The sequence below is a fragment of the Pyruvatibacter mobilis genome (genome assembly GCF_012848855.1).
Classification (GTDB): domain Bacteria; phylum Pseudomonadota; class Alphaproteobacteria; order CGMCC-115125; family CGMCC-115125; genus Pyruvatibacter; species Pyruvatibacter mobilis.
Genome location: NZ_CP051630.1, coordinates 2,491,720 through 2,516,161 on the forward strand (window position 1 = coordinate 2,491,720; position 24,442 = coordinate 2,516,161).

Annotated in this window: 23 protein-coding genes; 15 read left to right on the forward strand and 8 right to left on the reverse strand. The window is 63.5% G+C overall.

Going from position 1 to position 24,442, the window contains the following annotated elements:
* Positions 1 to 10 precede the first annotated feature (10 nt).
* On the reverse strand, positions 11 to 1,003 hold the full coding sequence (locus HG718_RS11600; RefSeq protein ID WP_160586876.1) for a hypothetical protein: 993 nt from the start codon (positions 1,001 to 1,003) through the stop codon (positions 11 to 13).
* A gap of 242 nt (positions 1,004 to 1,245) precedes the next feature.
* Between HG718_RS11600 and HG718_RS11605 the strand changes: the two genes are divergently transcribed.
* Together HG718_RS11605 and HG718_RS11610 are read left to right on the forward strand one after the other, a co-directional pair.
* Entirely contained in the window at positions 1,246 to 2,082 is an 837-nt protein-coding gene (locus tag HG718_RS11605; RefSeq protein ID WP_027840870.1) for an SDR family NAD(P)-dependent oxidoreductase, read from the forward strand.
* Positions 2,083 to 2,353: 271 nt separating this feature from the next.
* Positions 2,354 to 3,088 carry an epoxyqueuosine reductase QueH gene (locus tag HG718_RS11610; RefSeq protein WP_160586877.1) on the forward strand — a complete coding sequence of 245 codons (735 nt, stop codon included), beginning with the start codon at positions 2,354 to 2,356 and terminating at the stop codon, positions 3,086 to 3,088.
* Here the strand turns inward: HG718_RS11610 and HG718_RS11615 are convergent.
* Entirely contained in the window at positions 3,085 to 3,750 is a 666-nt protein-coding gene (locus HG718_RS11615) for a TetR/AcrR family transcriptional regulator (protein ID WP_160586878.1), read from the reverse strand. The genes HG718_RS11610 and HG718_RS11615 overlap by 4 nt on opposite strands.
* Before the next feature lie 99 nt (positions 3,751 to 3,849).
* Here HG718_RS11615 and HG718_RS11620 point away from each other — a divergent pair, with 99 nt between their 5' ends.
* Positions 3,850 to 4,815 (forward strand): metal-dependent hydrolase, encoded by a 966-nt coding sequence (locus HG718_RS11620; protein WP_160586879.1) that lies wholly within the window; start codon positions 3,850 to 3,852, stop codon positions 4,813 to 4,815.
* 30 nt (positions 4,816 to 4,845) lie between these two features.
* On the forward strand, positions 4,846 to 5,379 hold the full coding sequence (locus tag HG718_RS11625; RefSeq protein ID WP_205345628.1) for a styrene oxide isomerase: 534 nt from the start codon (positions 4,846 to 4,848) through the stop codon (positions 5,377 to 5,379).
* Here the strand turns inward: HG718_RS11625 and HG718_RS11630 are convergent.
* Positions 5,376 to 6,233, reverse strand: coding sequence for a helix-turn-helix domain-containing protein (locus tag HG718_RS11630; RefSeq protein WP_160586880.1), 858 nt, complete (start codon positions 6,231 to 6,233; stop codon positions 5,376 to 5,378). The genes HG718_RS11625 and HG718_RS11630 overlap by 4 nt on opposite strands.
* Positions 6,234 to 6,492: 259 nt before the next feature.
* Here HG718_RS11630 and HG718_RS11635 point away from each other — a divergent pair, with 259 nt between their 5' ends.
* Positions 6,493 to 7,425 carry a pirin family protein gene (locus tag HG718_RS11635; protein WP_160586881.1) on the forward strand — a complete coding sequence of 311 codons (933 nt, stop codon included), beginning with the start codon at positions 6,493 to 6,495 and terminating at the stop codon, positions 7,423 to 7,425.
* Between the two features lie 3 nt (positions 7,426 to 7,428).
* Complete coding sequence (locus HG718_RS11640; protein ID WP_160586882.1) at positions 7,429 to 8,058, forward strand: invasion associated locus B family protein; 630 nt, start codon at positions 7,429 to 7,431, stop codon at positions 8,056 to 8,058.
* Between the two features lie 34 nt (positions 8,059 to 8,092).
* Here the strand turns inward: HG718_RS11640 and HG718_RS11645 are convergent, their stop codons facing one another.
* Positions 8,093 to 8,692: a PAS domain-containing protein gene (locus HG718_RS11645; protein WP_160586883.1), complete on the reverse strand. Its 600-nt coding sequence runs from the start codon at positions 8,690 to 8,692 to the stop codon at positions 8,093 to 8,095.
* A 191-nt stretch (positions 8,693 to 8,883) separates the two neighbouring features.
* Complete coding sequence (locus HG718_RS11650; protein ID WP_160586884.1) at positions 8,884 to 9,969, reverse strand: NADH:flavin oxidoreductase; 1,086 nt, start codon at positions 9,967 to 9,969, stop codon at positions 8,884 to 8,886.
* A gap of 177 nt (positions 9,970 to 10,146) precedes the next feature.
* Between HG718_RS11650 and HG718_RS11655 the strand changes: the two genes are divergently transcribed.
* From HG718_RS11655 to HG718_RS11670, 4 genes are all read left to right on the forward strand, one after another.
* Entirely contained in the window at positions 10,147 to 11,283 is a 1,137-nt protein-coding gene (locus HG718_RS11655) for a TIGR03364 family FAD-dependent oxidoreductase (protein ID WP_160586885.1), read from the forward strand.
* Positions 11,280 to 12,062, forward strand: a complete 783-nt coding sequence (gene phnX, locus HG718_RS11660; protein ID WP_160586886.1) for a phosphonoacetaldehyde hydrolase — start codon at positions 11,280 to 11,282, stop codon at positions 12,060 to 12,062. The genes HG718_RS11655 and phnX overlap by 4 nt, the downstream gene beginning before the upstream one ends.
* A 95-nt stretch (positions 12,063 to 12,157) precedes the next feature.
* Positions 12,158 to 13,198, forward strand: a complete 1,041-nt coding sequence (locus tag HG718_RS11665; protein WP_160586887.1) for an AraC family transcriptional regulator — start codon at positions 12,158 to 12,160, stop codon at positions 13,196 to 13,198.
* Positions 13,199 to 13,520: 322 nt separating this feature from the next.
* Positions 13,521 to 16,190: an autotransporter outer membrane beta-barrel domain-containing protein gene (locus HG718_RS11670; protein ID WP_160586888.1), complete on the forward strand. Its 2,670-nt coding sequence runs from the start codon at positions 13,521 to 13,523 to the stop codon at positions 16,188 to 16,190.
* Between the two features lie 11 nt (positions 16,191 to 16,201).
* Here the strand turns inward: HG718_RS11670 and HG718_RS11675 are convergent, their stop codons facing one another.
* Positions 16,202 to 17,305: an AraC family transcriptional regulator gene (locus tag HG718_RS11675; protein ID WP_160586889.1), complete on the reverse strand. Its 1,104-nt coding sequence runs from the start codon at positions 17,303 to 17,305 to the stop codon at positions 16,202 to 16,204.
* Between the two features lie 249 nt (positions 17,306 to 17,554).
* On the opposite strand from HG718_RS11675, the gene HG718_RS11680 reads away from it, so the two are divergent.
* Complete coding sequence (locus tag HG718_RS11680; protein WP_160586890.1) at positions 17,555 to 18,394, forward strand: isochorismatase family protein; 840 nt, start codon at positions 17,555 to 17,557, stop codon at positions 18,392 to 18,394.
* A gap of 336 nt (positions 18,395 to 18,730) precedes the next feature.
* On the forward strand, positions 18,731 to 19,216 hold the full coding sequence (locus tag HG718_RS11685) for a YHS domain-containing (seleno)protein (protein ID WP_160586891.1): 486 nt from the start codon (positions 18,731 to 18,733) through the stop codon (positions 19,214 to 19,216).
* A 185-nt stretch (positions 19,217 to 19,401) separates the two neighbouring features.
* Here the strand turns inward: HG718_RS11685 and HG718_RS11690 are convergent, their stop codons facing one another.
* Positions 19,402 to 20,184 carry a DUF6602 domain-containing protein gene (locus HG718_RS11690; RefSeq protein WP_160586892.1) on the reverse strand — a complete coding sequence of 261 codons (783 nt, stop codon included), beginning with the start codon at positions 20,182 to 20,184 and terminating at the stop codon, positions 19,402 to 19,404.
* Positions 20,185 to 20,404: 220 nt separating this feature from the next.
* Entirely contained in the window at positions 20,405 to 20,725 is a 321-nt protein-coding gene (locus HG718_RS15750) for an HNH endonuclease signature motif containing protein (protein WP_160586893.1), read from the reverse strand.
* 580 nt (positions 20,726 to 21,305) lie between these two features.
* On the opposite strand from HG718_RS15750, the gene HG718_RS11700 reads away from it, so the two are divergent.
* From HG718_RS11700 to HG718_RS11710, 3 genes are read left to right on the forward strand one after another with little or no spacing between them, the layout of a single operon-like run.
* The gene (locus HG718_RS11700; RefSeq protein ID WP_045694906.1) at positions 21,306 to 22,571 is read left to right on the forward strand and encodes a site-specific integrase; all 1,266 of its coding nucleotides are present in this window, start codon (positions 21,306 to 21,308) and stop codon (positions 22,569 to 22,571) included.
* Positions 22,571 to 23,506 carry a type IV toxin-antitoxin system AbiEi family antitoxin domain-containing protein gene (locus HG718_RS11705; protein ID WP_244617830.1) on the forward strand — a complete coding sequence of 312 codons (936 nt, stop codon included), beginning with the start codon at positions 22,571 to 22,573 and terminating at the stop codon, positions 23,504 to 23,506. Before HG718_RS11700 ends, HG718_RS11705 begins: the two co-directional genes overlap by 1 nt.
* The gene (locus HG718_RS11710) at positions 23,496 to 24,410 is read left to right on the forward strand and encodes a nucleotidyl transferase AbiEii/AbiGii toxin family protein (RefSeq protein WP_045694909.1); all 915 of its coding nucleotides are present in this window, start codon (positions 23,496 to 23,498) and stop codon (positions 24,408 to 24,410) included. Before HG718_RS11705 ends, HG718_RS11710 begins: the two co-directional genes overlap by 11 nt.
* Positions 24,411 to 24,442: the final 32 nt, after the last annotated feature.

The following is a 24,442-nucleotide window of genomic DNA, read 5'->3' on the forward strand; positions in this document are numbered from 1 at the left end:
TGACTTTTCTTTAAGCGATTATGTTTATCGCCCCAAGACTAGCCGATGTGGGTGAGGAGATGGCAAGCAGCGCCTGATCGACATCCTCAAGCGCGCGCAGGGCGCGGCGGTTTTCCTCGCCGTTCCGGGGAGCGCCGGCCTCATCCTCCTGCGTGTCCTGACCACGCTTGATGAGGCTTTCCAGCTCGGCCTTGAGCTGGCGGATGGTATTGACAAACTCATCCTCCGACTTGGCGGCGTCGAGGGATTTCTGCTGTTCCGCTGCCAGGGACTGATAGGCCTCGGCGCGGGCCCGGTCGGGGTGGGTGTCTTCCGTGCCGGGGGTTTCGTCGGACGTTTCACCGGATGTCCCGGCGGCTTCGCCCTGTTGCTCCGTACCCGGAGCCTCGGGGGTGTCATTGCCGGTGGTCTGATCTGCCGCGGCAGTGTCCGGTGTTGCTGCAGGCGCATCTGTCGCAGTAGTTGTTTCGGTGGCTGTCTCGGTTGCCGTCCTGGTTGCTTGCGCGTCCGCAGGAGCCGTTGCGCCTGCATCATCGATGCTCGGAGCTTCGGTGCCGGTGAGGGATGAGGTGTCGCCGCCGGCACTGGCATATTCCTTCACGGCGGTCGCCAGTTCGCGGCTGAGCCGGGCAGCCTGACGGGCGGCGGCTTCCGGATTGACGGCGGCGAGCACGCGCAGGGCTTCAAGCTGCTTCTTGATTTCCTCGATCTTCTGCTTGGCTCGGGCCTTGCGGGCTTCGGACGGGTCGGCCTGCTTCCGCAAGGCATCAAGCCCGGCCTTGGTCTCCTTGTCCTCGGCCAGTTTCTTTTCCAGCGCTTCGGTGTTGGTGGCACCGGCCTTCTTGAGCGCGCCGAGCAGGGCATCCGCCGGGTCCCGGCGGCCAGCGGATTCGGCTCCCGTCAGGGCGCCTGAGGGTGTTGCCGCCCGCTGCTTGAGCAGATCGGCCACCGAGGGCTGGCGCTGCAGCGGACCTGCCGCACCTGAGAAGAGTGCCTTGACCATGGGGCGCCCATGTCCTTCGCGTCCTGCCGTGCACACCCGCGATACAGCCACGGGTTTCAGAGTTCGGGATGACTATCCGCCCGCAGGGTTAATGATGTGTGGCCGAGCGGAGGAATGTGATGACAGGCAGCAGGCAGGCCCCAAGCAGGCCTCGTGCGGTTGTTGCGCCGGGTCCGTAAGGTGTGCTTATCTTCCGCACCAATACTGACAAAAAGTCATATCAAGGTTCAGGGACGCGCATCATGACCCAGATTTCAGGCTCCACCATTTTCATCACCGGCTGTGCCTCGGGCATCGGTCGGGCCCTGGTGAAGCATGCCATCCAGCACGGCGCCGCGCGGGTGATCGCAACTGATGTGGACATGAAGGGGCTCGAGGAAACCGCTGCGCAGGCGCGGGGCCTGGGGTCCGGCGCGGTCGAGACGCATATGCTGGACGTGGCCAGCAAGGACGCGGTCTATGACCTGGCCGCGCAGGTGACGGCTGATTACGGCACGCCGGACATCATTATCAACAATGCGGGCGTTGCCCTGTTCGCCCAGGTCTCGGAAATGGCCTATGAGGATTTCGAGTGGGTGATGGACATCGATTTCTGGGGCATGGTCTATGGCACCAAGGCCTTCCTCAACCAGATGATCGAGCGCAAGCGCGGGCACATCGTGAATGTGTCGTCGATCTTCGGGATGATCGCGGTGCCGGGGAATTCCGCCTATCACGCGGCCAAGTTCGGCATCCGCGGCTTTACCGAAAGCCTGCGCGCGGAAATGACGGCGGACGCGACCAATGTGAAGATCTCCTGCGTGCATCCCGGCGGCATCAAGACCAATGTGGCGCGCAATGCCCGGCTGGCGCAGAACGAGGAGCTGCTGGCGCGCAAGGAAGAGATCACGCAAGGTTTTGACGATTTCGCCCGCACGACGCCCGAAGAGGCAGCACGGGTGATCTTCACCGGGATCGAGAAGGATAACCCGCGTATCCTGATCGGCGGCGACGCCCGCTTCATGGACCGCATCCAGCGGCTGATGCCGGTGAAGTACCAGAACATCCTCGGCCGGCTGTTCCGCCGCAACGAGGACTGAGCGGCAGCGCGGGGGGCTCTGCGTGCCCTCAGCCTGAGACCCTCCGGTCAAGCCGGAGGGATGGCGGCTATTGGTTATTCGTGAAAGGCCTGCGCTCCTGCCCCTCTCCCTCGAGGGGAGAGGTGACTTTGTTTCGCCCTCCCCGGCATCCCTTTGGCTTGACCGGAGGGCCTACTCACAGCGCCGCTCGCCGCAGCAGACGCGTGCCCCGCAAGTGGTTGGCGCGGCTTGGGTTTTTCTCTATAACGCGGGCCCTTGAGGATGAAGGGCCATGACGCACAAGACCAACAGGAAGAAAGAGATCGAGCCGCTGGTGCTGCCGGCGGGCGACAAGCTGCTGCTGCATTCGTGCTGCGCGCCGTGCTCGGGCGACGTGATGAACGAGCTTGCGCGGTCAGGCATCGACTACACGATCCTGTTCTACAACCCGAATATTCATCCGCGTAAGGAATATGACCTCCGCAAGGAGGAGAACATGCGCTACGCGGAGAAGCTGGGCGTGCCCTTCGTTGACCTCGATTACGACAAGGACAACTGGTTTACGCGCATCAAGGGCTTCGAAGACGAGCCGGAGCGCGGGCACCGCTGCACGCTGTGCTTCGACATGCGGTTCGAGCGGACGGCGCTTTACGGGCATGAGCACGGGTTTTCCACCATCTGCTCGACGCTGGGCACCTCGCGCTGGAAGGACTTCAACCAGATCAACGGCTCCGGCGAGCGGGCCGCTGCGCGCTATCCGGACATGGTTTACTGGACCCATAACTGGCGCAAGGGCGGCGGCAGCCAGCGGATGCTGGATGTGTCCAAGGAAGAAGAGTTCTATCAGCAGGAATATTGCGGCTGCGTCTATTCCCTGCGCGACACCAACAAGCACCGCATGGACCAGGGCCGCCCGCCGATCCGCCACGGCGTGAAGTATTACGGCAAGCCGGAAACGGATTACGAAGCCCAGGCGATGGCTGAGAAAGCGCAGCAGGCCGGGGATACCGGCCAGCAGGACCGCTAGGCTACCGCCTCCTCGCGGGTGAGTTCCCTCACAAGCAGCTTGCGGGCGGCCTGCTCGAAGGCGGGGTCGAGCCAGGGGGCGAAGACGTCGAAGATCTGAAGCGCGCCGCGGGCCATGTCGCCGCGCACCAGGGCGCCTTCGGGTTTCTCCACTTTCAGGAAACTGATCCAGCCGCTCCAGGTGAGCCAGGTGTTGAGCGCGATGGAGGCCCGCAGGCGGGCTGCCTCAGCGCGCCCCCGGGGCAGCTTTGCCGTGCCCTGTTTCGCCAGCATGGAGACGATGTCCTCAAGCGCCTCGAGGCTCCACATCTGGAAGGCCCGGTGGCGGCGTGCCAGCGCGGGGTCGGCGGCCAGCAGGTCGGTCTGGCCGGCAAAGAAGAAGCGGTAGGTCCAGGCGAAATCGACGGCATTGATATAGAAGGCGGCGAAGCGGTCCGGCGTGATGCCGCGATCAAGCCCCGCAATCAGGCTTTCGCGGAAGCCCGTCTCGAAGCGGGCATAGATCTCGGCGACGATCTGTTCGCGGCTCTTGAAGTGATAGTAGAGATTCCCCGGGCTCACCCCCAGCGCCTCGGCGATGCGCGTGGTGCCGGTGGCGGACACGCCCTCGCGGTTCATCAGCTGCCGCGCGCCTTCGATGATTTTTTCCCGGTTTCCTGCCATGCGCCCGACCATACACGGGCCATTGCTTGACGCCCACCGGAAATTAGAGGAAAACATCTAAACTAGATTATTTCCTCTAATCGCCGCGGGAGGCACGGGATGACGCAGGACGCGACAAGCGGGCGCACCGGGACGCAGATTGGGACGCGGATCGGAGACGGGCGCATCAAGGCGATCCGCAAGATGCTGTTCCGCTTTCCGCGCGGCGCCCGCGCCCGGGCCCCGGCCCGACCGCGCGCAGCGCACTGGAATGCGGCGCGGCCGGAGTTCAGCCACATCGTCAATGCGGCGTCGCTGGCCATGCCCTATCTCGAGCCCTATCTGATCCGCACCATGGCGAAGGCCCGGCCGATGGTCAGCGATGACCCCGCGTTGGTGCATGAGCTCAACGCCTATGTGGCGCAGGAGACGACGCATCACCGGCAGCACCGGGTCTTCAATGACGAGCTGGCGGCCTGCGGCTATGCGAGCGTGCCGCGCATCGAGGCGGTGCTGGCGGAAGACTATGGGCGCTTCGGCAAGACGAAATCGCTGATGTTCAACCTCGCTTATGCGGAGGGGTTTGAATCCATGGCGCTGGCGATCGGCCACATGCTGGTGGAGGACCGGGTGCATCTGTTCGGCGGTTCCGACCGCGCCGTTGCCTCGCTGGTGCTGTGGCACTTCGTTGAAGAGATCGAGCACAAGGAAGCAGCTTTCGATGTGTTCCACGCCGCCGGCGGCACCTATGGGTGGCGGCTTTACGGGCTGGCCTTTGCGACGGCGCATATCTTCCTGCGCACGGGCCAGGGCTACCGGGCGCTATTGAGGGAAGACGGGCTGTGGGGGGACTGGCGCCTGCGGCTGCGGCTGGCGGTGCTGCTCCTGCGCATCTTCAGCAAGCTGACGCCGAAGCTGCTGCGCATCCTGTCGCCCACCTACCATCCCCGCAAGGTGCCCGACCCGGACTGGGTGACGGCCTGGTGGGCGGCCTATGGGGCGCACCCCATGGAGATGGGAGAGGCACTGGGTGATCTCGACACCACGCAGCTTCACAAGCCGGAACCGGCGCTGCGCGCAGCCTGACAAAAAATTAAGACCAAAGGGAGGGGAATGATGACGGATACAACGTATACGGATGGTACAATGAAGAGCGCCCTGGGTGACCGGACGGCGGCGCTTTTGGTGTTCAACGGCTTCGGGCTGATTGCGGCGGCCTGCCTGTTCGGCTGGGTGTGGATGTTTCACCTGCTGGGAGAAATCGTGTTGTGGCCGCTGCCCATCCAGATTGATGTGAACATTCCCGGTGACGCGCGCGCCTTCCGCATGGGGCACATGGAAGGCATCACCCAGGGGTTGATGCTGATCGGGCTGGCTTATGGCGGGCGCTACCTGCTGCTGACGCCCGCCCTGCAGCGGGTTCTGTTCTGGTCGGCGATCATCACCGCGTGGCTGTTCACCCTGCCTGCCATGGCGCACACATTTTTCGGCACACGCGGGCTTGCCTTTGGCGGCGGGCCGTTCAAGCCGGGACTTGCCAATGACGTGCTCTACCTCATGGGCTGGCCGCCGGTGATCGGCGTGCATGTGATGCTGGTGCTGATCCTGCTGGGGGCGCTGGCGTGGCTTCGGCAGGGACGCACGGCCTAGGCCGCCGTTGCCGCCTTGAGGAAGGCTTCGGTGGCTTCATCCGCGGGCAGGAAGGTCTCGACCGCGAGTTCAGCGAGGCCGATATCCGCCGGGGTGCCGAGGCTGCCGATGATGGAGGCAAAGCGCAGGTCCACAAGCGTGCCATCCGCACCCGGCAGGCGGAGATGGAGCGGGATCACCAGCGGCACATCGGTGGTGTCGCGGCGCGGAGGCTTCCAGCCCTTAGGCAGCAGGGCGAGCATGCGATTGAGCACGGTTTCATCGCCCGCGTGGTCCGCCTCACGGCGCACGCGCTTGAGCAGGTCGTTCACCACCTCGTCCCAGTTGACGATCAGGTCGCGCATGGGGCCGGGGGCGAGGATGACATCGACCATGTTGAGGCCCCCCGCCTTGCCGGCCCCAGTTTCGCCGGCCCCTTTCTCGCCGCCTGCAGCCGACAGCATCAGCGCGCCGCCCGCATTGGTCATCAGCACGTTCCAGTGCCGGTCCACCACTAGGGCGGGGAACGGCTCGGCGCCTTTCAGCACCATGTCGAGCAGATGACGGATGTGGCGGGCATCGGGTTCATCCAGCGAGGTCTCGCGATAGACAGGCGCAAAACCCGCCGCCATCAGGATGGGGTTGCGGGCGCGCAGGGGGATGTCCAGGGCATCGGCCAGGGTGTCCACCATCGGGCGGCTGGGCTTTGAGCGGCCGGATTCGAGAAAGGACACATGGCGCGAGGAAACATCCGCCCGGACGCTGAGCTGCAGCTGGCTCAGCCCGCGAATGCGCCGCCACAGGCGCATATGGTCGCCGAAGGTCTCCGGCTCGGTGCCGGACAGGGCCCGCGGATCGGTGCTCAGCTCGTTCATGGCAAAGTCTCCTGATGTCCGTCGCGAGCACAGGGGTACCGCCCCGGCGCTGCGTGGCTCTGGAGGAAGATAAGCATAGATGAGCGCCGGACACTTACCCCCGAGGTAAGAGATGAGAGGTGCAGAGACAGAATGAACGGCGGTTCAGCTAGACGGGAAGTGTGGGCTTCGGGGCCCTTTTCCTTTCCAAATCGTCCGTCTCCGGCCAATATGCGGCAAATCACCTGAAGCGACGCCGCAGCCCGGCAGGGAGCCCTGAATGAGCTGGCAACCATCGCAGGAGGCCGATTGCACGACCGAGAGCGGGTGTGCGCCGGTTTCTGCCGTCATCGTGCCCAAGGCAAAGGATCTGGGTGGCTTCGAGGTAAGGCGGGTGCTGCCGGCCATTGAGGCGCGGTCTGTGGGGCCGTTCATCTTCTTCGATCACATGGGTCCGGCGACCTTCCCGGAGGGCGACGGCATCGATGTGCGGCCGCATCCGCATATCGGGCTGTCCACCCTTACCTGGCTGTTTGACGGGGCGCTGATGCATCGCGACAGCCTGGGCTCGGTGCAGGAGATCCGTCCCGGCGAGGTCAACTGGATGACCGCAGGCTCGGGCATCGTCCATTCGGAGCGCTCTCCGGACTGGTTCCGCGAAGGCGAGGCGCGGATCGAGGGTATCCAGACCTGGCATGCCCTGCCCACCGAGATGGAAGAGATCGACGCGGACTTCCAGCATTATTCAGCCGACGACATTCCCGTGGTGACGCATGAGAGCGCGGACGGGGGGCGTGTGCGCGTGGCACTGATCGCGGGCGGAGCGTTCGGCATGGTGTCGCCGGTGAAGGTCCATTCGGACACGCTTTACGCCGATGTGCGCCTGTCGGCGGGGGCGCAATTCGGTGTGCCGACCGGGCCGCAGGAGCGGGCGCTTTACGTTGTCTCCGGCACGATGGAGATCGCCGGACAGACCTTCGGCGCGCGGCAGATGCTGCTGATCGACGAGGGCGCGACGCCGAGCGTGACCTCGGCCGAGGGCGCGCATCTGATGCTGATCGGCGGGGCACCTATCGGTCCGCGCAAGCTGTGGTGGAACCTTGTCTCTACCCGGCCCGAGCGCATCGAGCAGGCAAAGGATGACTGGCGCGAGGGCCGCTTTGCCAAGGTGCCCGGCGATGAAGACGAGTTTATTCCGCTTCCGGAGGATTGAGCGATGACGACCGCCTGCCGCCTGACACGCGCCGTTCGCGGCATGTCCCCCGCCTTTCTCCTCGCGGCCATGATCACCGCGCTTGTGGCCGCAATCCTCACGGCGTCGGTGCCTGCACGGGCGCAGGATTATCTCTCCGCGCCGGTGCCGGACAGCATCACCACCAAATATGGCGAGACGCGCGCCTATTTCTCCGACTGGCTGGCCATCTGCACGCCGGGCGAAGATGCCTGCCGCACGGTTACCTATGCGGGGGATGTCGGCCATGTGGGAGACTTCCAGCTGTTCCTGCATTCGGGCTATCCGGGCATGGACTATCAGCTGATGTTCGTGCCGGTGAAGGTGATGGCGGATGTCAGCCAGCCGATCACCCTGTCCGTGGACGGAGAAATGCTGGGCGAATTCAGCTACGGGGCGGATGACGGCTATTACCAGGATGGCAATGTCGTCAACGAGTTCACCTTCGGCCAGTCGCGCGCCAATCTCGACGTGATCCCGGCCATGGCGGCGGGGCAGCAGCTGGAGCTTGCCTTCACCGATGAGACGGGCAAAGCGCAGACCATTCCCTTCTCCCTGATCGGCCTGACCAAGGCGATGATGTGGATGGACGCCTTCCGCGCGCCGGGGGAATGAGCCCCCTCCCCTGCCCGTGCGTGCCCTGAATGCTTCAGACAGGCCGGTACTCGAAATGGAAGGTGGAGAGGATGTGGCAGATGCCGTCCTCGCCATTGTGGAAGGGCAGCATCAGCACCCAGTAATCCACATAGGAGCGTGACTGCCAGGCCAGGGACTTGGAGATGAAGCGCGGGCGGCGGGAGGCCTGCACTTCCTTCAGCCAGCGTGTGACATCGGTCAGGTTCGGCTCGCCCATCACCTCGTCAAGCATGCGGCCATTGCCCTGGAACTGCATGATGTCGGCCACGTGCTCGCCCATTACCTTGATGAGGAAGCGCCGCCCGCCGGGCTGGCAGCGATAGAGCATCACCTGCTGCAGGACGCTGCGCAGGCGCAGGGGATTGAAGTCGCCCCAGAAGGGCAGATCACCAGCACCGGCCAGCTTGCACCAATAGGCATGGGCGCGGTTTATCTCCGCGCTTATGGCCGGTATGTCGGTCAGCGGCAGTTCGACCGCGCCGGTGACCCAGCCGGGCGACACCCGGCCGATCGCATCTTCCCGCGGCGGAATGACCGCCTGCTGCCTGTCCGGGTCCGCGTCCCACATACCCATCGCCATTTCCTCCTCGCGCACCCCGGTTGCCATAGCCATGCGCCGGGGAAACTATCGGGAGAGGTTTCCTAACGGGACGTTGCGCTGACGGCTTTGTGATGGGCCGTGTACGGAGCTCTTTTCCGGACGCTCTGCACAAAATCTGAACGACAGACGCGGCGCACCCCGTGGGGGATGCACCGCGCCGTGGCAGTGGATGCGGGACCCTTAGGGGGCCCGATGCGGGCTGCTCAGTCGGCCACGTATTGCGGCCAGTTGCCCTTGATATAGGTGGCGAAGGTATCGGAGATGCCTTCATCCAGGAGCTGCGCCCGGGTCATCGGTGTCGGGGTGGGCTCGAAGCGGGCATTGCCGGCGTAGAGCGCCGGGAAATCATGGTTCCACATGCCCGCGCGTCCCAGCAGCACATAGTCATATCCGGCGGCGATGACCTTCTCGGCGTCTTCCGGCGTGCGGATATTGCCGGCAGCGCCGAGGCGCGTGGTGCCGCGCTTAAGTTCGGCGAAATGCGCCATCAGGGACTTGCCCTTGTGCTCGTCTTCCTCCGGCTCCTTGAAGCTGTCCCACAGGGACATGTCGAGGAAGTCGACCCGGTCATCGGTCAGCAGGCGGCCGGCGATCTCCTTCACCTCCGCCAGCTTCATGCCGAAACGCTCCGGCGACAGGCGGACGCCGAGGATGAAATCCTTGCGGCAGCGGGCACGGACACCGTCGATGATCTCGAACAGGATGCGGAAGCGCCCGTCGAGGTCGCCGCCATATTCATCGTCGCGGTGATTGATTTTGTCGGAGAAGTACTGGCACAGGATGTAGCCGTGGGCGCCGTGGATCTCGACGCCGTCGAAGCCCGCTTCCTGCGCGCGTTCGGCACCGCGGATGAAATCCTCGATCAGCTGCTTGGTTTCAGCATTTGTGAGGCCGCGCGCGCCGTCGCGCTCATTGTCGGAGGGGCAGACCGGCTGGCCGTCGAGCAGGTCCTTCACCAGGGTCGAGCGCATGCCCGCATGGTGAAGCTGCACCAGGGCGATGCTGTCGTTCTTCCTGATGCCCTCGGCCAGGCGGGTGAGGCCCTCGATGTGCTTGTCATCCCAGATGCCGAGCTGGCCGGGGAAGCCCTGGCCGATGGCCTGCACATGGGCAGCGCAGGTCATGGTGAGGCCGAAGCCGCCCTCGGCGCGCATGGTGAGCCAGCGGTATTCGTCGTCGGACAGGGTGCCGTCCGCATGGCTCTGGCAATTGGTCAGCGGCGCAAGCATGAAGCGGTTCTTCATCGTAGCCCCGCTGGCAAAGGCCAGCGGCTGCGTGAGGTCAGTCATCGCAATGTCTCCGGATGGGGTAGGTGAAATGTCAGGACACGCCCAAGGTGGGGGCTGACCGGGCCGCCGTCAATCTATCTGCTGACTGCCTGCACGCAGGCGGGCCATCTGCCGATTGCGTGCAGGCGGGCGGCGCGGATAGGCTGCGCGGCACTCGAAGCAGGGGGACAGATACAGGTGACGGCAGGCTATGACGTGGCAGTTGTCGGGGCGGGAATCGTGGGGCTGGCCCATGCGCTGGCCGCCCGGCGGCGGGGCAAATCCGTCATTGTGCTGGAGCGTGACGCCCAGCCGCTTGGCGCCTCGATCCGCAATTTCGGCTTCGTCACGGTAACCGGACAGCAGGCCGGGGCGTGCTGGCACCATGCGCGCCGCGCCCGCGACATCTGGGCGGAGGTGGCGGAGGCCGCGGGCATCGAGGTGCTGCAACGCGGCCTTGTGGTCGCCGCGCGGCGGCCGGAGGCGGAAGCCGTGGTGGATGCGTTTCTGGCAACCGACATGGGTGCGGAGTGCCGCCGCCTGACGCGGGCCGAGGCGCTGGAGATGAACCCGGCACTGACCCCCTCAGGCGTGACGGCGGCACTGTTTTCACCGCATGAACTGCGCGTTGAATCCCGCACCGCCCTGCCCGCGCTCATTGCCTGGCTGCGGGACGGGCTGGGGGTGGATTTCCGGTTTAGCTGCGCCGTCAACCGCGTGGCGGCACCGCAGGTGGAGACCACGCTGGAGGTCATCCACGCGGAAACCGTGATCGTCTGCCCGGGTGATGACGGCACGACACTGTTTGCCGGCAGGATCGCCGCCCGCGAGGTCTCCCGCTGCAAGCTGCACATGCTGCGGCTGCGGCCGGGCGCATCGCTGCCGCTGACGACGCCGGTGATGTCCGATCTCGGACTGGCGCGCTATCACGGCTATGCAGACCTTCCCGAAGCAGCGGCGCTGAAGGCGCGGCTGGACAGGGAGCAACCCGCGCAGCGGGCCAATGGTGTGCATCTCATCTGCGTTCAATCCGCTGACGGATCACTGGTGGTGGGCGACAGCCATCATTACGGTGATGAGGTAACCCCCTTCCAGCCCGCCCATGTGGACCGGCTGATCCTTGATGAATTCGACGCGGTGCTGGCATGCCCGGACTACCGGATCGAGGAACGCTGGCTGGGCACCTATGCGGTGTCGCCCCAGGGCTGGACCTTTACCGACGCGCCGGATGACGCGACCCGCATCGTCATGGTAACTGCCGGATGCGGCGCCTCGACCGCCTTTTCTATCGGCGAGCAGACCCTTGCCGAGCTCTACGGGACGAAAGCAGCATGACCAGGTTCAAGGCCGCCATCTTCGACTGGGCGGGGACAATGATCGATTTCGGCTCCTTCGCGCCCATGGGCGTGTTCGTGGAAGCGTTTGCGCAATTCGGCATCGAGGTCACGGTCGAGGACGCGCGCAAGCCCATGGGGCTGCCGAAATGGGACCACATCAACGCCATGCTGCAGGCGCCGAACATCGCCGCCAAATGGTCGGTGAAGACGGGCAAGCCCGCCTCGCGCGCGGATGTGGATCGCATTTACCAGGTGTTCGTGCCGATGAATGAACGGGTGGTGGCGGATTACGCGACACTCGTGCTGGGCGCGGCGGAGACCGTGCGGCTGCTGCGCGAGCGGGGCATGAAGATCGGCTCCACCACGGGCTATACCCGCTCGATCATGGAACGCATTCTACCGCTGGCCGCCGAGCAGGGCTTTGCGCCGGACAATCTGGTGTGTGCGGATGATCTCTCCGAGGGTCGGCCCGGACCGCTGGGCATGTATCAGTGCTTCATCGACCTTGCGGTCTACCCGCCGGAGACGGTGATCAAGGTGGATGACACTGCTCCCGGCATTGCCGAGGGCCGGGCCGCCGGCTGCGTGACCGTGGGCGTCACCCTATCCGGCAACGAGGCGGGCCTGACGCCGGACCAGCTGGCCGGGCTGAGCGAGGACGAAAAAGACGCCATCCGCGCCCGCGCCGGGAAACTCCTGACGGAGGCCGGGGCCGACCATCTGATCGACACGGTGGCGGACCTGCCCGCGCTTGTTGAGACGCTGGAGGGCGCGTGAGGGTGGGTCCGGTAAGACTAACAACGGCGACGGATCGCGCTTCCGCCCGTTTGCGCCGATAATCCGGCCCCTTCAGATCAAGCATGTAGCGGAACATGGGACAGTTCGACCCTGATCATTGGCAGTGGCCCGACACGGCGGCAGCCCGGCGCAGCCGGGAGGCGGCCGGCGGCGGTGCGTCGTCTGCCCGTGGCGCGACCCTGCACGCAGAACAGATCGACGACCCGGCGCACCAGGCGCAATTGCAGCCCTGGGTGGAGATGGAGTGCTACCAGCTCGGCCATGGCCGCCATGTGGTGGAGATGCAGAGCCTCAACCTTGGCAGCCAGATCATCATGCGGGAGCACCAGGGAGCGACCATTCAGAAGCTGGGCCGTGCGCCCGCGGATTTCTGCACCCTGTCCGTATCGAGCGGCGGGCCGGGGATGCGCTTCTCCGACCGGTCGAGCGAAGACAGTGATACCGTCTTTTTCATGCCCGGCAATGTGGAGTTCGACATCCATGTGACGGCAGGCGGTGAGACGATATATGTCGGCTTCAACCAGGACGATTTCCTGCGCGGCGTCCGGGCTCTCAACCCGCCCCTGTGGGATCAGCCGCCGCAGGAGGTGGTGCCGCTGGCGACCGGCAGCCCCCGGGCATTCAGGGCACTGATCGATGTCTGGCTCGATGCCGCCCGCGACGCGCGGCACCGCGGCGAAGTGCTGGACAAGGCCGTTATGCGCAGCCAGTTGTTGCACTCGGTTCTGCAGATCGCCGCGGACACGCGCGAGGCACCCGGCCCCTCCCATGCGGAGCGCCGGCGTGCACTGCAGATCGGGCGGGCCGCCCGCGACTTCGTGGAGAGCCATCTGACGGCGGACACGCTGCCGACCGTGGTGGATATCTGCATGGCGCTCGGCGTCTCCGAGCGGACCCTGCAATATGCCTTCCGCGAATATATCGGCCTGTCGCCGATTGCCTATCTGCGCGCCTGGCGGCTGAACCGCGTGCGGGCTGAACTGGCGGCCGCCGATCCGTTGAGCACCACCATCACCCAGGTCGCCATGCGGTTCGGCTTTGCGCATCTGGGCCGCTTTTCCGGCGACTACAAGAGGATGTTCGGCGTTGCGCCGTCAGAGACGCTCAACGCCTGAGGCGGCTGCGCCCCCACTCCCCCCAATCACCCCTCGGGCCTGACCGATCACCGCACGCTCCCCCGTTTGCGGAAATCGGATAGCGGACTTGACCGCACTTCCTTACTTCCCACACGCGGCACTTGTTCCGGGTGCGTTCTTTTTTGCCCCGGAGACAAGTTGGCTCTCAAGAGCCTGAGGTTTTTCAGTGACGCGTGCGGGGGATGTCGTGGTGTTGGGTCGTGGTGAGGTGCTTCATGGTCGAAGCACAATGGGTTCGGGTAATGGGTTTCAAGCGCGCAGGAGCGCTTCAGGGCTCGTCAAACCATCCGGATACCGGTCCTTGCTTCTCACAACGGCGCTGGCATCCCTCGCGACAAGCATATCTATTCCGGCATTCGCCGTTGTTGGGGCGAACGGCACCGACGGGACGTCAGTCGGCCTCAATGACACTGTCGTGCGCACCAGCACGACGACCGGCATCAATGGCAGCGTGACGGACCTGACCACTCTGGCCGGGGTCAACAATGGCGACCAGTTTCAGGTCCGCGTGAACGGCACTTTCGTTGCCAATGTCTCGGTCAATACCGGCGATACACTCCAGGACCTTGCGGCAAAGCTTGCCGCGCTCAACGGTGTTCGGGCTACAGCGACGGCCACCGGCACGAATGACACGATCAGCATCACGTCGGAGGACGTCAACACGCGCATTCAACTCGCCAATGTGACTGGTACACCGCTGTCGGCCACGGGCGTTACAATCCCCGGGTTCCCAGGGATAATTACTGCCGATACGACGCCGGGCGGGAACGCGACCGATGGCGCTGACGCCTCGACCACGGGCCTTCCCTTCAGCTTTATAGGGGCCGGCGGCAGCATCGGCGGCAATGGCGGGGCGGGCGGCACCACGGCCTATAACCTGACCCCGACCAATGGCGGCAATGGCGGCGCGGGCGGCCATGGGTTTGTCATCAACGGGCCGGTGACGCAGGTGGAACTGTCGAGCACGGCCACTGTCATAGGCGGCGGCAATGGCGGCGCGGGCGGTGCCGGCAGCGGCGGCGGCGCCGACGGAACGGACGGCGCGGGCGGTGTCGGTATTCGCCTCAACGGCGCAGGCCTGCCGGGTATGGAAATCGTCAATCGCGGCACCATTTCCGGCGGGCTGGGCGGCGACGGCACCACCCGGAACTTTGCTATCCTCCTGGATAATTCGGGCAACACGCTGCGGATGTTCACCGGCAGCAGCCTGGTTGGTGATGTCAATCTGGGGACGTCGAACGGCACGCTTGTGCTTGATGGAAACGGAACGGAAGACGCCAATTTCACTGGTGTCGGGACGCTCACGGCAAACGACGCTTCGAGCTGGACACTGACCGGCAACATCAACCCGAATGTGGGCGGCATCAATGTCAACACGGTGGGCAGCAGTACCTTGACCGTTGCGGGCACGCTGAGCGGCACGACACTGACCAAGTCCGGCGATGGCCTCCTTGTCGTCAACGGCACCACCGGCACCCTCATTTTCAATGGCGGCACGCTGGGCGGCTCGGGCACCGTCGGCAACCTCACCGCCAATGCCGGCAGCACGATTGCGCCGGGCAATTCCATCGGCACGCTGAACGTTGCGGGCAATGCCGGGTTTGCAAATGGCTCGGTATATGCCGTTGAGGTGGACAGGAACGGCAATGCCGACAGGCTGGCGGCCACGGGCACGGTGACCATCAACCCCGGTGCGACGGTGACCGTGACGGCCGAAAACGGCACGGATGACGGCTCCACCTATGCCGTTTCCACAGCCTATACGATCATCACCGCAGGCGGCGGTGTGACGGGTACGTTCGGGTCGGTGACCGAGAACTTCGCGTTCCTTGATGCCAGCCTCGGCTATGGCGCCAACACCGTTATCCTGACGCTCACCCGCAACTCATCGGGATTTGCCTCAGCCGCCACCACCGCCAACCAGCGCGCTGCTGCCGGCGGCGTGAGCGGCCTGGGCACAGGCAATGCCATCAGCGATGCCGTGATTGTGCTGAGCCAGGCCGATGCGCGTGCGGCGTTTGACAGCCTGTCGGGCGAGATCCATGCGTCGGCTGCGGGTCTGTTCCTCCAGAACAGTCGGTTCGCACGCACCGCAGCCGGCAACCGGGTCCGCGCTTCGTTCAATACTCCGGAAAAGCGCGCGGGCGGCGCCGGGGTCTGGATGCACGGCTATGGCAATTGGGGCGACACCGATGGCGACGGCAATGCCGCGTCGATGGACCAGACGACCGGTGGTGTCTTTTTTGGTGCCGACGCCGAGATCTTTGACGGGTGGCGCGGGGGCCTTATGGCGGGCTATGGCGACACAAGCTTCGATGTGGATGCCCGCACCTCTTCAGCCGATGCGGACAGCTACACGATTGGCGCCTATGCAGGCCATCAGGCCGGTGCCACGGGCCTGCATCTGGGCGCGAGCTTTGCCGTGCATGATGTGACCAGCCGCCGTACAGCAACCGCAGGGGCGCTGACAAATTCACTGACCGCGGATTATTCAGCACACACAGCGCAGCTTTTCGGTGAGCTGGGCCACGGCATCGACACAGGTATTGCGCGGTTTGAACCCTTTGCCGGTGCGTCAGTGATCCATCAGTATCGTGATGATTTCTCGGAGACGGGGGGCGCTGCGGCGCTGCGTGTCGGGTCCACGGAGCGGACACTCGGGGTCACCACCCTTGGTGTGCGGGCTGACCGGCAGGTGGCGGCGGCAGACGACATTACGACGTCGCTGAACGGGTCGCTGGGCTGGGCGCATGCCTATGGTGACCTTGAGACCGACACCTCCATGCAGTTTGCCACCGGCGACGCGTTTACGATCTCCGGCGCGCCGCTTGACCGAGACGTGGCTCTGATCGAGGCGGGCGTGACCGTCTCCTTCGGGGACGGCATCAGCCTTGTTGCCAGCTATGATGGTGAACTGGGCGACACTGTGAAGAACCACGGCGTGACCGCGCGGCTTGCCGTACGCTTCTAGCCGGGGCTGCCCTACCCGCTTGCGTGCGCGGCGCGATAAGCGCCCGGCGTCTGGGCTTCGCGGCGCTTGAAGGCGCGGGTGAAGGCGCTTTGCTCTGAAAACCCTGTGAGGAAGGCGATCTCGGCCAGCGAATAGGGTGTTTCTGACAGGAGGCGGGTGGCGAGGCTGTGGCGGGCCTCGTCCACCACGGCCTGGAAGGTGCAGTCTTCTTCCGCCAGGCGACGCTGCAGGGTACGCGGGCTCATGGCAAGGCCTGCGGCAATGTCGGCGATGCCGGGCACGCCGTCGCTGAGCACATCCGTGACCTGCTTCAGGACTGTCCGGCGTATGGCATTGTCCGCCCCCTGAGGGGATGACCCGCGGCCTGCGATGGCTGCTGCCTCCGCCGCACCGTCATCATCCGGCGGCAGGGTTTCTTCCACCTGGGCGGTGAGGAAACGCCAGATGCTTTCATCTCCGACGCTGTTGGGCTCATCCAGCAGGGCGGCGGGCATGATGAGCGCGTCCACCTCGCGGTCATAGTCGATCGGGCAACGGAAATAGGCTTCCGCGGCGCGGGTGCTGCCGAGGTCTGAATGGTGGAACTGCAGGCGCAGGGGCGTGAACGCCTCGGACGTTGCCTCGCGGCACAGGGCCACATAGGTGGCCATCGCACCTTCATTGGAGAGGTATAGCCCGGTGCGCGGCGGCGTCTGCCGGTTATGCACCCACCAGATCTCGTCGCCCCGCTCCTCAAGGCTGAAGGCCGGGGCGGCCGTGTTGTAGAGGCGGGTGTAGCGGTTCATGCGCGAGAACGACGCGCGCAGGGTGGGCGCGGCTTTCCAGGCAAAGCCGACGGCGCCGAAATCATCGCAGCGGAAGGCCGAGGCCGTGCGCAGGTGGAAGCTCACATCCGGTGTTTCCAGGGCGGCGATGGCGACCAGCAAGGCGTGATAACTGCTGTCGGGGATCATCAGCCAGGTCTCGGGCGTGCCCTTGTCGGGGAGGCCTTCTTCCGGCAAGCCGGCAACGCGGTAAAGATCACCGCGCGTGTGCGGCCCCAGCCGCTCCGGCGGGATGCTCGCCATGGCCTGCTCAATCATCCGCGCGACGAAAAACGCTGATACTTGTGCCATCCCGGTCCGGCCCCCGCCCCACCCGTTGATGCCCTGATGTCTCGTGCAGTCTAGCCCCGCTGCACCGGATGGGGGAGTCCCCGCCTGACCCGCTTTGGCGTCCCCGGTCAAAAGGGTGACGCGCGGTGTCAATATCACGGGACTTGCACAGACCTAGGGTGGCATCGCGTCACGGCACCGGGCCCTCCTCCCACCGGCTGCCTGCAAGCCGGGACGCTGTGACAAACATTTCTGCAAGAGGGGCTTTTCATGCGTCCGTGCACCACATCCATCAAGGCTGCTGTCAGCCTCGTGTTTCTCACCGCCGCCGTCATCGCCCTATGCACCCTGCCCGGCAACGCCGCCAATGACGACGGCGACGGGACGGGCACTGGGACGGGCGCTGGGACTGCCAGTGGAACAGCCAATGAGACGGCCAATGATCCGCAGACGGAAGGGAATGCTTCCGTCTGCCTGGCCCCGGCGTCTGTGCCGGGTTTCAACCTGAGCGATACCGGGGGTTTCGGGGTGTCACCGGGCGATACGGCCCTCATCATCACGGACCCTCAGAATTACTTCCTGTCGGCAGACGGCAGGACCTGGCGCGTGGTGGGCCGGCGTACCCCGGAGACCGGGACGGTGGCCTTTCTGGAGGCCCTGTTCGCCGCCGCCGACGGGACGGACATGCCGGTCTTCGTGTCTCCGCGCTATTACTATCAGCATGACCACGGCTGGCCTGGCGGCAGTCCGGCCGCACGTGCCGACGGTACAGACGCCCACGGGACGGGTGCCGACGGGACGGGCGGCGACGCCGACTGGCTGGCGCGCTATACGCAGCGCCTCAATGACGGCCGCACGATTGTTCTCTCGCCGCATAACGGCCATGGGCCTGACAGCACCGCCCTCGCGCGGGAGCTGCACGAGGCGGGCATCAGCAAGGTGATCCTGGCGGGACTGTCCTCTGCTCCGTGCACGGACGCCCGCATGCGCAGCTTGACCGGTGCGGGCTTCGAGGTGATGGCGGTGACGATGGCAGACCCCGGGCCGGCCGATTTCCGCCTTGTCTCCGGCACGCGCACACCGGCTCCGGCCCTGTATCACCCCTACTAGGCCTGCGCCCTCTACCACGCGCACACCCGAAGACTCCGTCTGCGCCGCACCCCGCGTAGCCGCACCCGGCAAGGCCCCTCCCTCCCCCAAGGTCCACCCCCCGGACCACTTCGGAGGATTTCTCCCGCAGGGCCTTGCGCGGATCGGCATGGGACGGACAGACGGCCCACGGCGCCCGGCCGGCCACCCCCTCTCTCCATCCCCCGACAGCCGGGGCGTGGCCGGCCGGGTGCCTCCCTTTTCTCTCAGCGCATCCATCCCCCACCAACCACCCTCCGTCCGTCTGCGGATGATTCTTCTGATCCGCCTCCGGACAATCATTCAAGGAGCACGACCATGAAAAACCGCCTTCCCCTTGCCGCCGCTGCCGCCGCCATCGCCCTTGTAACGCCCACCAGCGGGCAGGCGGCCGACGAACACAATGTGACCTCCGGCATCACCACCTCCGGCGCGCCCCTGGCCCTGCACGGGGTGGACGCGGTGGCGCTGTCGCTGCTCAAGGCCATCGCGCCGGGCGACGCTAACCACAGCGTGGTGCAGGACGGGGTGGCCTATTACTTCGCATCCGCTGAAAGCGCCCGCCTGTTCATGCAGGCGCCGGCGAAATACATGCCGCAATATGGCGGCTTCTGCGCCTATGCGGTGGCGCTGGGCAAAAAGTTCGACGGCGACCCGCGCTTCGCCGACATCGTCGACGGCAAGCTCTATCTGTTCGTCAACGCCGAGATTTTTGCGGAGTATTTGAAGGACAAGGCGAATGTCCTCGCCAAGGCCGAGGCGACGTGGCCGGAGATCCAGCACACGCCGGTGGAGGATTTGTAGGCCGGGTGGCGGGCGACTCAGTCGATTGGTGGCCAGCCCTGAAATGGCGCACCGGGGATGGAGCACGTGAGTACTGGGACTTTGAACCTCGAGGGCAGCGCATCGCCTTACTATCGACATCTGCGAGCATACGTCGAGGTCAGCGGATCATAAACACCGTTTGCAAAACACCATGATGACATTTCTCAGTGCTTGCTTATGGTTTTCCACTTCTTGCGCGACGTATACGCCGTCCAATCAATTACGGGGCGTCGCCCTCGCTCGCGCATCAGAAAGTTGATCAGGTGAAGATAGAACTCCAGAAATATGCCATCAGAGTCTTCTTCCAAAAGAGATTGCCGCTTATTCGGTAGAATAATTCCGCGGTTAAGCACAATAACCCTGTCAACTACGTCTATCGCAACGCCCATTTTATCTGCGGCATTGTAAATTCGGCGGTACTCTTTGCTCGCCCAATCTTCTTCCGCAAGATTCGTTTCATAGGCAAAGACAAAGTAGGGACATCGACAACGACTAAAGGATGCGCGCCCGCCTGTCCGCGCCGCCACGAAAGCCTTTTTGAAGGGTTTAAGTCTTCTCAGTTTGGCGGCTGCCGCGGTCGATTTATCCAGCTCTTCCTGCGTAAGCTTTGTTTTGACCTCAATAACGGCATAGAGCGCCTCAGCTGGAATAAGTGCACTCTCCGAGGACGTCTGCAATGCTGCCGCGGTTGCTCGATCAAAAATGAAAAGGTCTAACTCGCCGCTCCGATCGTCCCTGAAGTCGATTGCCTCACCATTCCCCACCTCGAAAACCCTAGGTAAGTGATTGGCGAGAAACTCTCGCAGAGCATTTGCCCGTTCGTTTCCCCTGAGCCCTCTGTGCTGAAGGTTTTCGGCGGCCCCAGCATCAAGGCGCAACCGTTCACTGGCTTGCTCAAGAACTCTTTTGAACACTTGGCTAGATGATCTAGTTGACCGTTTCGTCATACGCAGCTTCCGGAAAGAACTCTCTCACCCTGTAGATCAACATATTCGGGTTTGTACCCTGCGGCACAAGGCAATTTGCATCAGCAAGCAGGTTATCTTCCAGCCTCCGAAAAAGTGTAGCGCGCCTGCGAAATTGAATTTACGGGCTGACAGCTGGCCCTCAGTCTTAGATAGGCCAAGCTGGATCTTGGGCGGCTCATCAGCTTGCCTTTATGTTGGCCTATAACTGCGACCATGATTTGTATGATGCTAGTGCCTCCTTTCTCGGCCAAAGGTTTTCATCGCCCGACAGACGCACTTCTTTACCGTGTAGGTACGAATACTTGGTCGCTCGAACTTCAATCGACAAAACAACAGACATCGTTTCTGTGTCCCCAGCTATTAGGCCAATATCAAAGAGGTCATGGATGTCAGCGCGTAGCAGGAGCCCTTTCCGGACGTCATTTGCGGCTTTGCGCCGGCAAGGTGAGATGTGTGCTACATCCGGAGCCTCGGTTACGTTGCAGCCGTTAGATGCACAACGGCCCGAATAAGCAGCCATTCCGCCCCATGCTCAATAACTCGACGAACTCTCGATACATTACACCCGTACAACTTTAAGCAGCCCTCGAGTGCTCAGCCGAAGCGACCGGGCGCTTGGCAGCCAAGTCTATCTGACGCTGCTGCTGAGTGAGGTGGTCGGGGGCAAGGACACTGTGCACCTCAAGGGCTCGAAAGCCGTGCTCGCCCAACAGCTAGCAAGCGACAAACCGCTCGTGCCGTCAATGGTGCCCACTTTTGTAGAGGAGATGGCGCACCCGATAGGATTCGAACCTATGACCTCTGCCTTCGGAGTTTGACCCTACCATGTTTGCGAGAGTCAGCGGCACCTTGCAAGTTCTTGCGAAAAAACGTTCTACGACAAGCACTTAGCGCGGTTTATGATGACTTTTGAGGGTCGCGGTTTTGCGAGACCTTGCGAGAAATTGGAGCCGTTTACGGCTCGCGGTGCTGACATGGTGCTGACTCAAATTCGGGCTCAATGGCCCGCAGTTGCTGGAGTTTTTGGATTTATTTGTCCGACTCCGTGCTGACTCAAAAGTCAGGAAACCCAGTCGCCACCGGACAAACCGGAGGATTGGATGTCAAAAACAGGAAAAAAGGTCAAGATTACGAAGCGTGTCGTCGATTTGGCCGCGCCGAAAACGTCGCCCTACATTATCTGGGACCTGGAGCTTCCCGGCTTTGGTCTCAGGGTCGCAGCGAATGGACGCAAGGCCTACATCGTGTCCTATCGGGTTGGTGTCGGGCGCGGCGCAAAACAGAGACGGGTGAGCATTGCCGCCTCCAATACGATGACGTGCGAGATGGCGCGCAAGGAGGCTCAGGTCTATCTTGCCAATGCCCGCCTCGGTGAGGATCGCCGGGAAGAGATTGACGCTGCCGCCAAGGCCAAAGCAGACATCACCGTCGCAAAAGCCATCGAGATCTGGCACGCCGAAGCGGCGCACCGCAACCGGCGAACAGGCAAAGCCAGAGACCCGCGTAACATCCGGAATGAGATGAGCCGGATGGATGCTCACCTCATCCCTGCAATCGGCAACAAGAAGCTTCGTGAACTGACACGCCGGGATGTCGAGTTGCTGCGTGACGATATCACCGCTGGCCGGACAGCTGTGGTTCAGAAGACGAAGAAGCATGGGGTGCGCCGCGCCACGGGCGGGACCGGGACAGCGAAGCGGACAATGGTCAGCTTCAAGAGCGTCCTCGCCTATATGAAAGATATCGGCTTCGTGGATCAGAATGTTGCGGCCAATCTCAGGCTCGCGCCGGATGGCAAGAAGGAACGCTACCTCTCTGTGGCTGAGGCCCACCGTCTCGGTAAATGCCTTGATGAGTGGGAACATATGGATCGTCGTGTGACTGGCATCACAATTATCCGCCTGCTGCTGATGACGGGCGCGCGGACCAAAGAGATCGAAGAGCTGAAATGGTCTGAGATCGATTTCGACCGCTCCTTCTTCCGGTTTGAAGAGACCAAGTCAGGCCGGTCGATCCGGCCGATCTCGCCGCAAGTCCTGGATATTCTCAAGGCTTTGCCGCGACTGCACCCGACCTGGGTCTTTCTCAATAATGCGGGCACAGGTCCTTATTGCGGGACGCAGGCGGTCTGGAGACTGGTGCGCGAGGAAGCGGGCCTGCCGGATGTCCGGAAGCACGATCTTCGGCACAGCTTTGCGAGTTTTGCTCTGGCCAACGGCCTGTCGCTTCCGATCATCGGTACACTGCTCGGGCATAGCCGTCCTGAGACCACGCAGCGCTATGCCCATTTGTCGGATCGTCATGCGATGGAGGCCGCCAAGAGCGTCGGCCTCGCCGTCATGAACGCGCTCGAAGGCCGTGAGTGATGGCGGGTGTGCTGGCATGTTTGTTCGACCCGGCGTGTTTCGAGTTCAATGAATTTCGTATCCCCAAGGTATACCAAGTAAGCTGCGCTCAAAACTATCTGCTTGCCAAGTTTCGAAAATTGTCTATTTTGTATCCCATGAGGCGACAAAACGAGACAAAGCTAAAATGGCTGCTGGAGACCGTCCTGCCAGGTCGGCTGGTCGATACGCAGACACTGCAGCGTCATGGCATCACGCGCATGCTCGCCCACAAATACATAGACAGCGGCTGGCTCGAACCGGTCGTGCGCGGCCTCTACCGACGCCCGAAGGCTGACGCTCGCAGCGCAGACTGGCAACTCGTCGTACGCTCGCTGCAGCACGTCATGGACTATTCATCGGTCGTCGGCGGACGGACCGCGCTGGAGCTGCAGGGGTTCGCCCATTATCTGCCGCTGCGCGGCGATCAGGATGTCCACCTCTATGGCGAAGCGCATCCGACCTGGCTCAAGCGGCTGGATGAGGCTGGCCGCTACCGGCTGCGCAGCACCAAACTGTTCGACATGCACGCTGATGAGGAAACGACGGATGTCGACTCCCCGGTTGGCCCACTGAAATGTTCAACGCCGGAACGCGCCATCCTCGAACTGCTGGACGAGCTGCCCAAGCATGAGAGCGTTCATATCGTCGATACGGTCTTCGAAGGCCTCGCCTCCGCGCGCCCCCGCCGTCTGGAGAAGCTGCTGGCGTGCTGCACCAGCATCAAGGTCAAGCGGCTCTTCTTCGTCTTTGCCGACAAGCATGGCCATGCCTGGCGCCGACATCTCTCGCCCGAGCGGTTCGACCTCGGCTCGGGACCTCGTGCCCTCTTTGACAAGGGACAGTTTCATCCGCGTTACGCGATCTCCGTGCCGCCGGAGCTGATGCCGCAAAGTGAGGCGCGCCATGGCGCGTGAGCGATATGTGGATCAGGTCCGGCTGCTGGTCGATCTTCTGCCAGCGGTGGCGACAGAGGAAGACTTCGCCCTGAAAGGCGGCACGGCGATCAACCTGTTTTATCGTGATCTGCCGCGCCTGTCGGTCGATGTCGATCTCACCTTCCTGCCGATCAAGGACCGCGTGCAGTCGCTAGCGGACATCGACGTCGCGATGGACCGCATCGCCAAGGCGGGTTCAAAGGTGCGAGGCGTGACGGCAACCCGGATCGCGGGCGGTGGCGGCGGCGCAACCCGCGTCCTGTTCCGGCGGGGGTCTGCGACCGTGAAGGTCGAAACCTCCCCTGTGACACGCGGCGTGGTCTTCGAGCCCGAAACCAAACGCGTCACACCAACGGTCGAGGACGAATTCGGGTTCGCAGAGACAAAACTGGTCGCGTTCGAGGATCTCTATGCCGGAAAACTCCATGCCGCGCTTGACCGTCAGCACCCGCGCGATCTGTTCGACGTGAAGCTGCTTTACGAGAATGAGGGCATCACGGATGATCTTTTCAGGGCCTTCCTCGTCTATGTCGCGAGCTCCAGCCGACCGCCACATGAATTGTTGAATCCGAACCTCGCACCGTTAACAAACGTCTTCGAGGTTGAGTTTTCCGGCATGACCGTCGATGCGGTCAGCGTCGCTGAACTGGAACACGAGCGGGTCAGGCTAATTGAAGACGTCCAGTCCCGTCTGACCGGCAATGCCGCGCAATTTCTGCGAACGCTGGTCGAAGGCGAACCGGACTTCGACGCCATTGATTTAGCGTCAGCGGCAGACCTACCCGCCGTCCAGTGGAAGCTGCAGAACATCCTGAAACTGCGAGACACGAATCCGGAAAAGCACGCTGGGCAGCGGACAAGCCTGGACACTCTGCTGCGTTAATGGATGTTCCCATACAGCTCGATAGAGCTTGA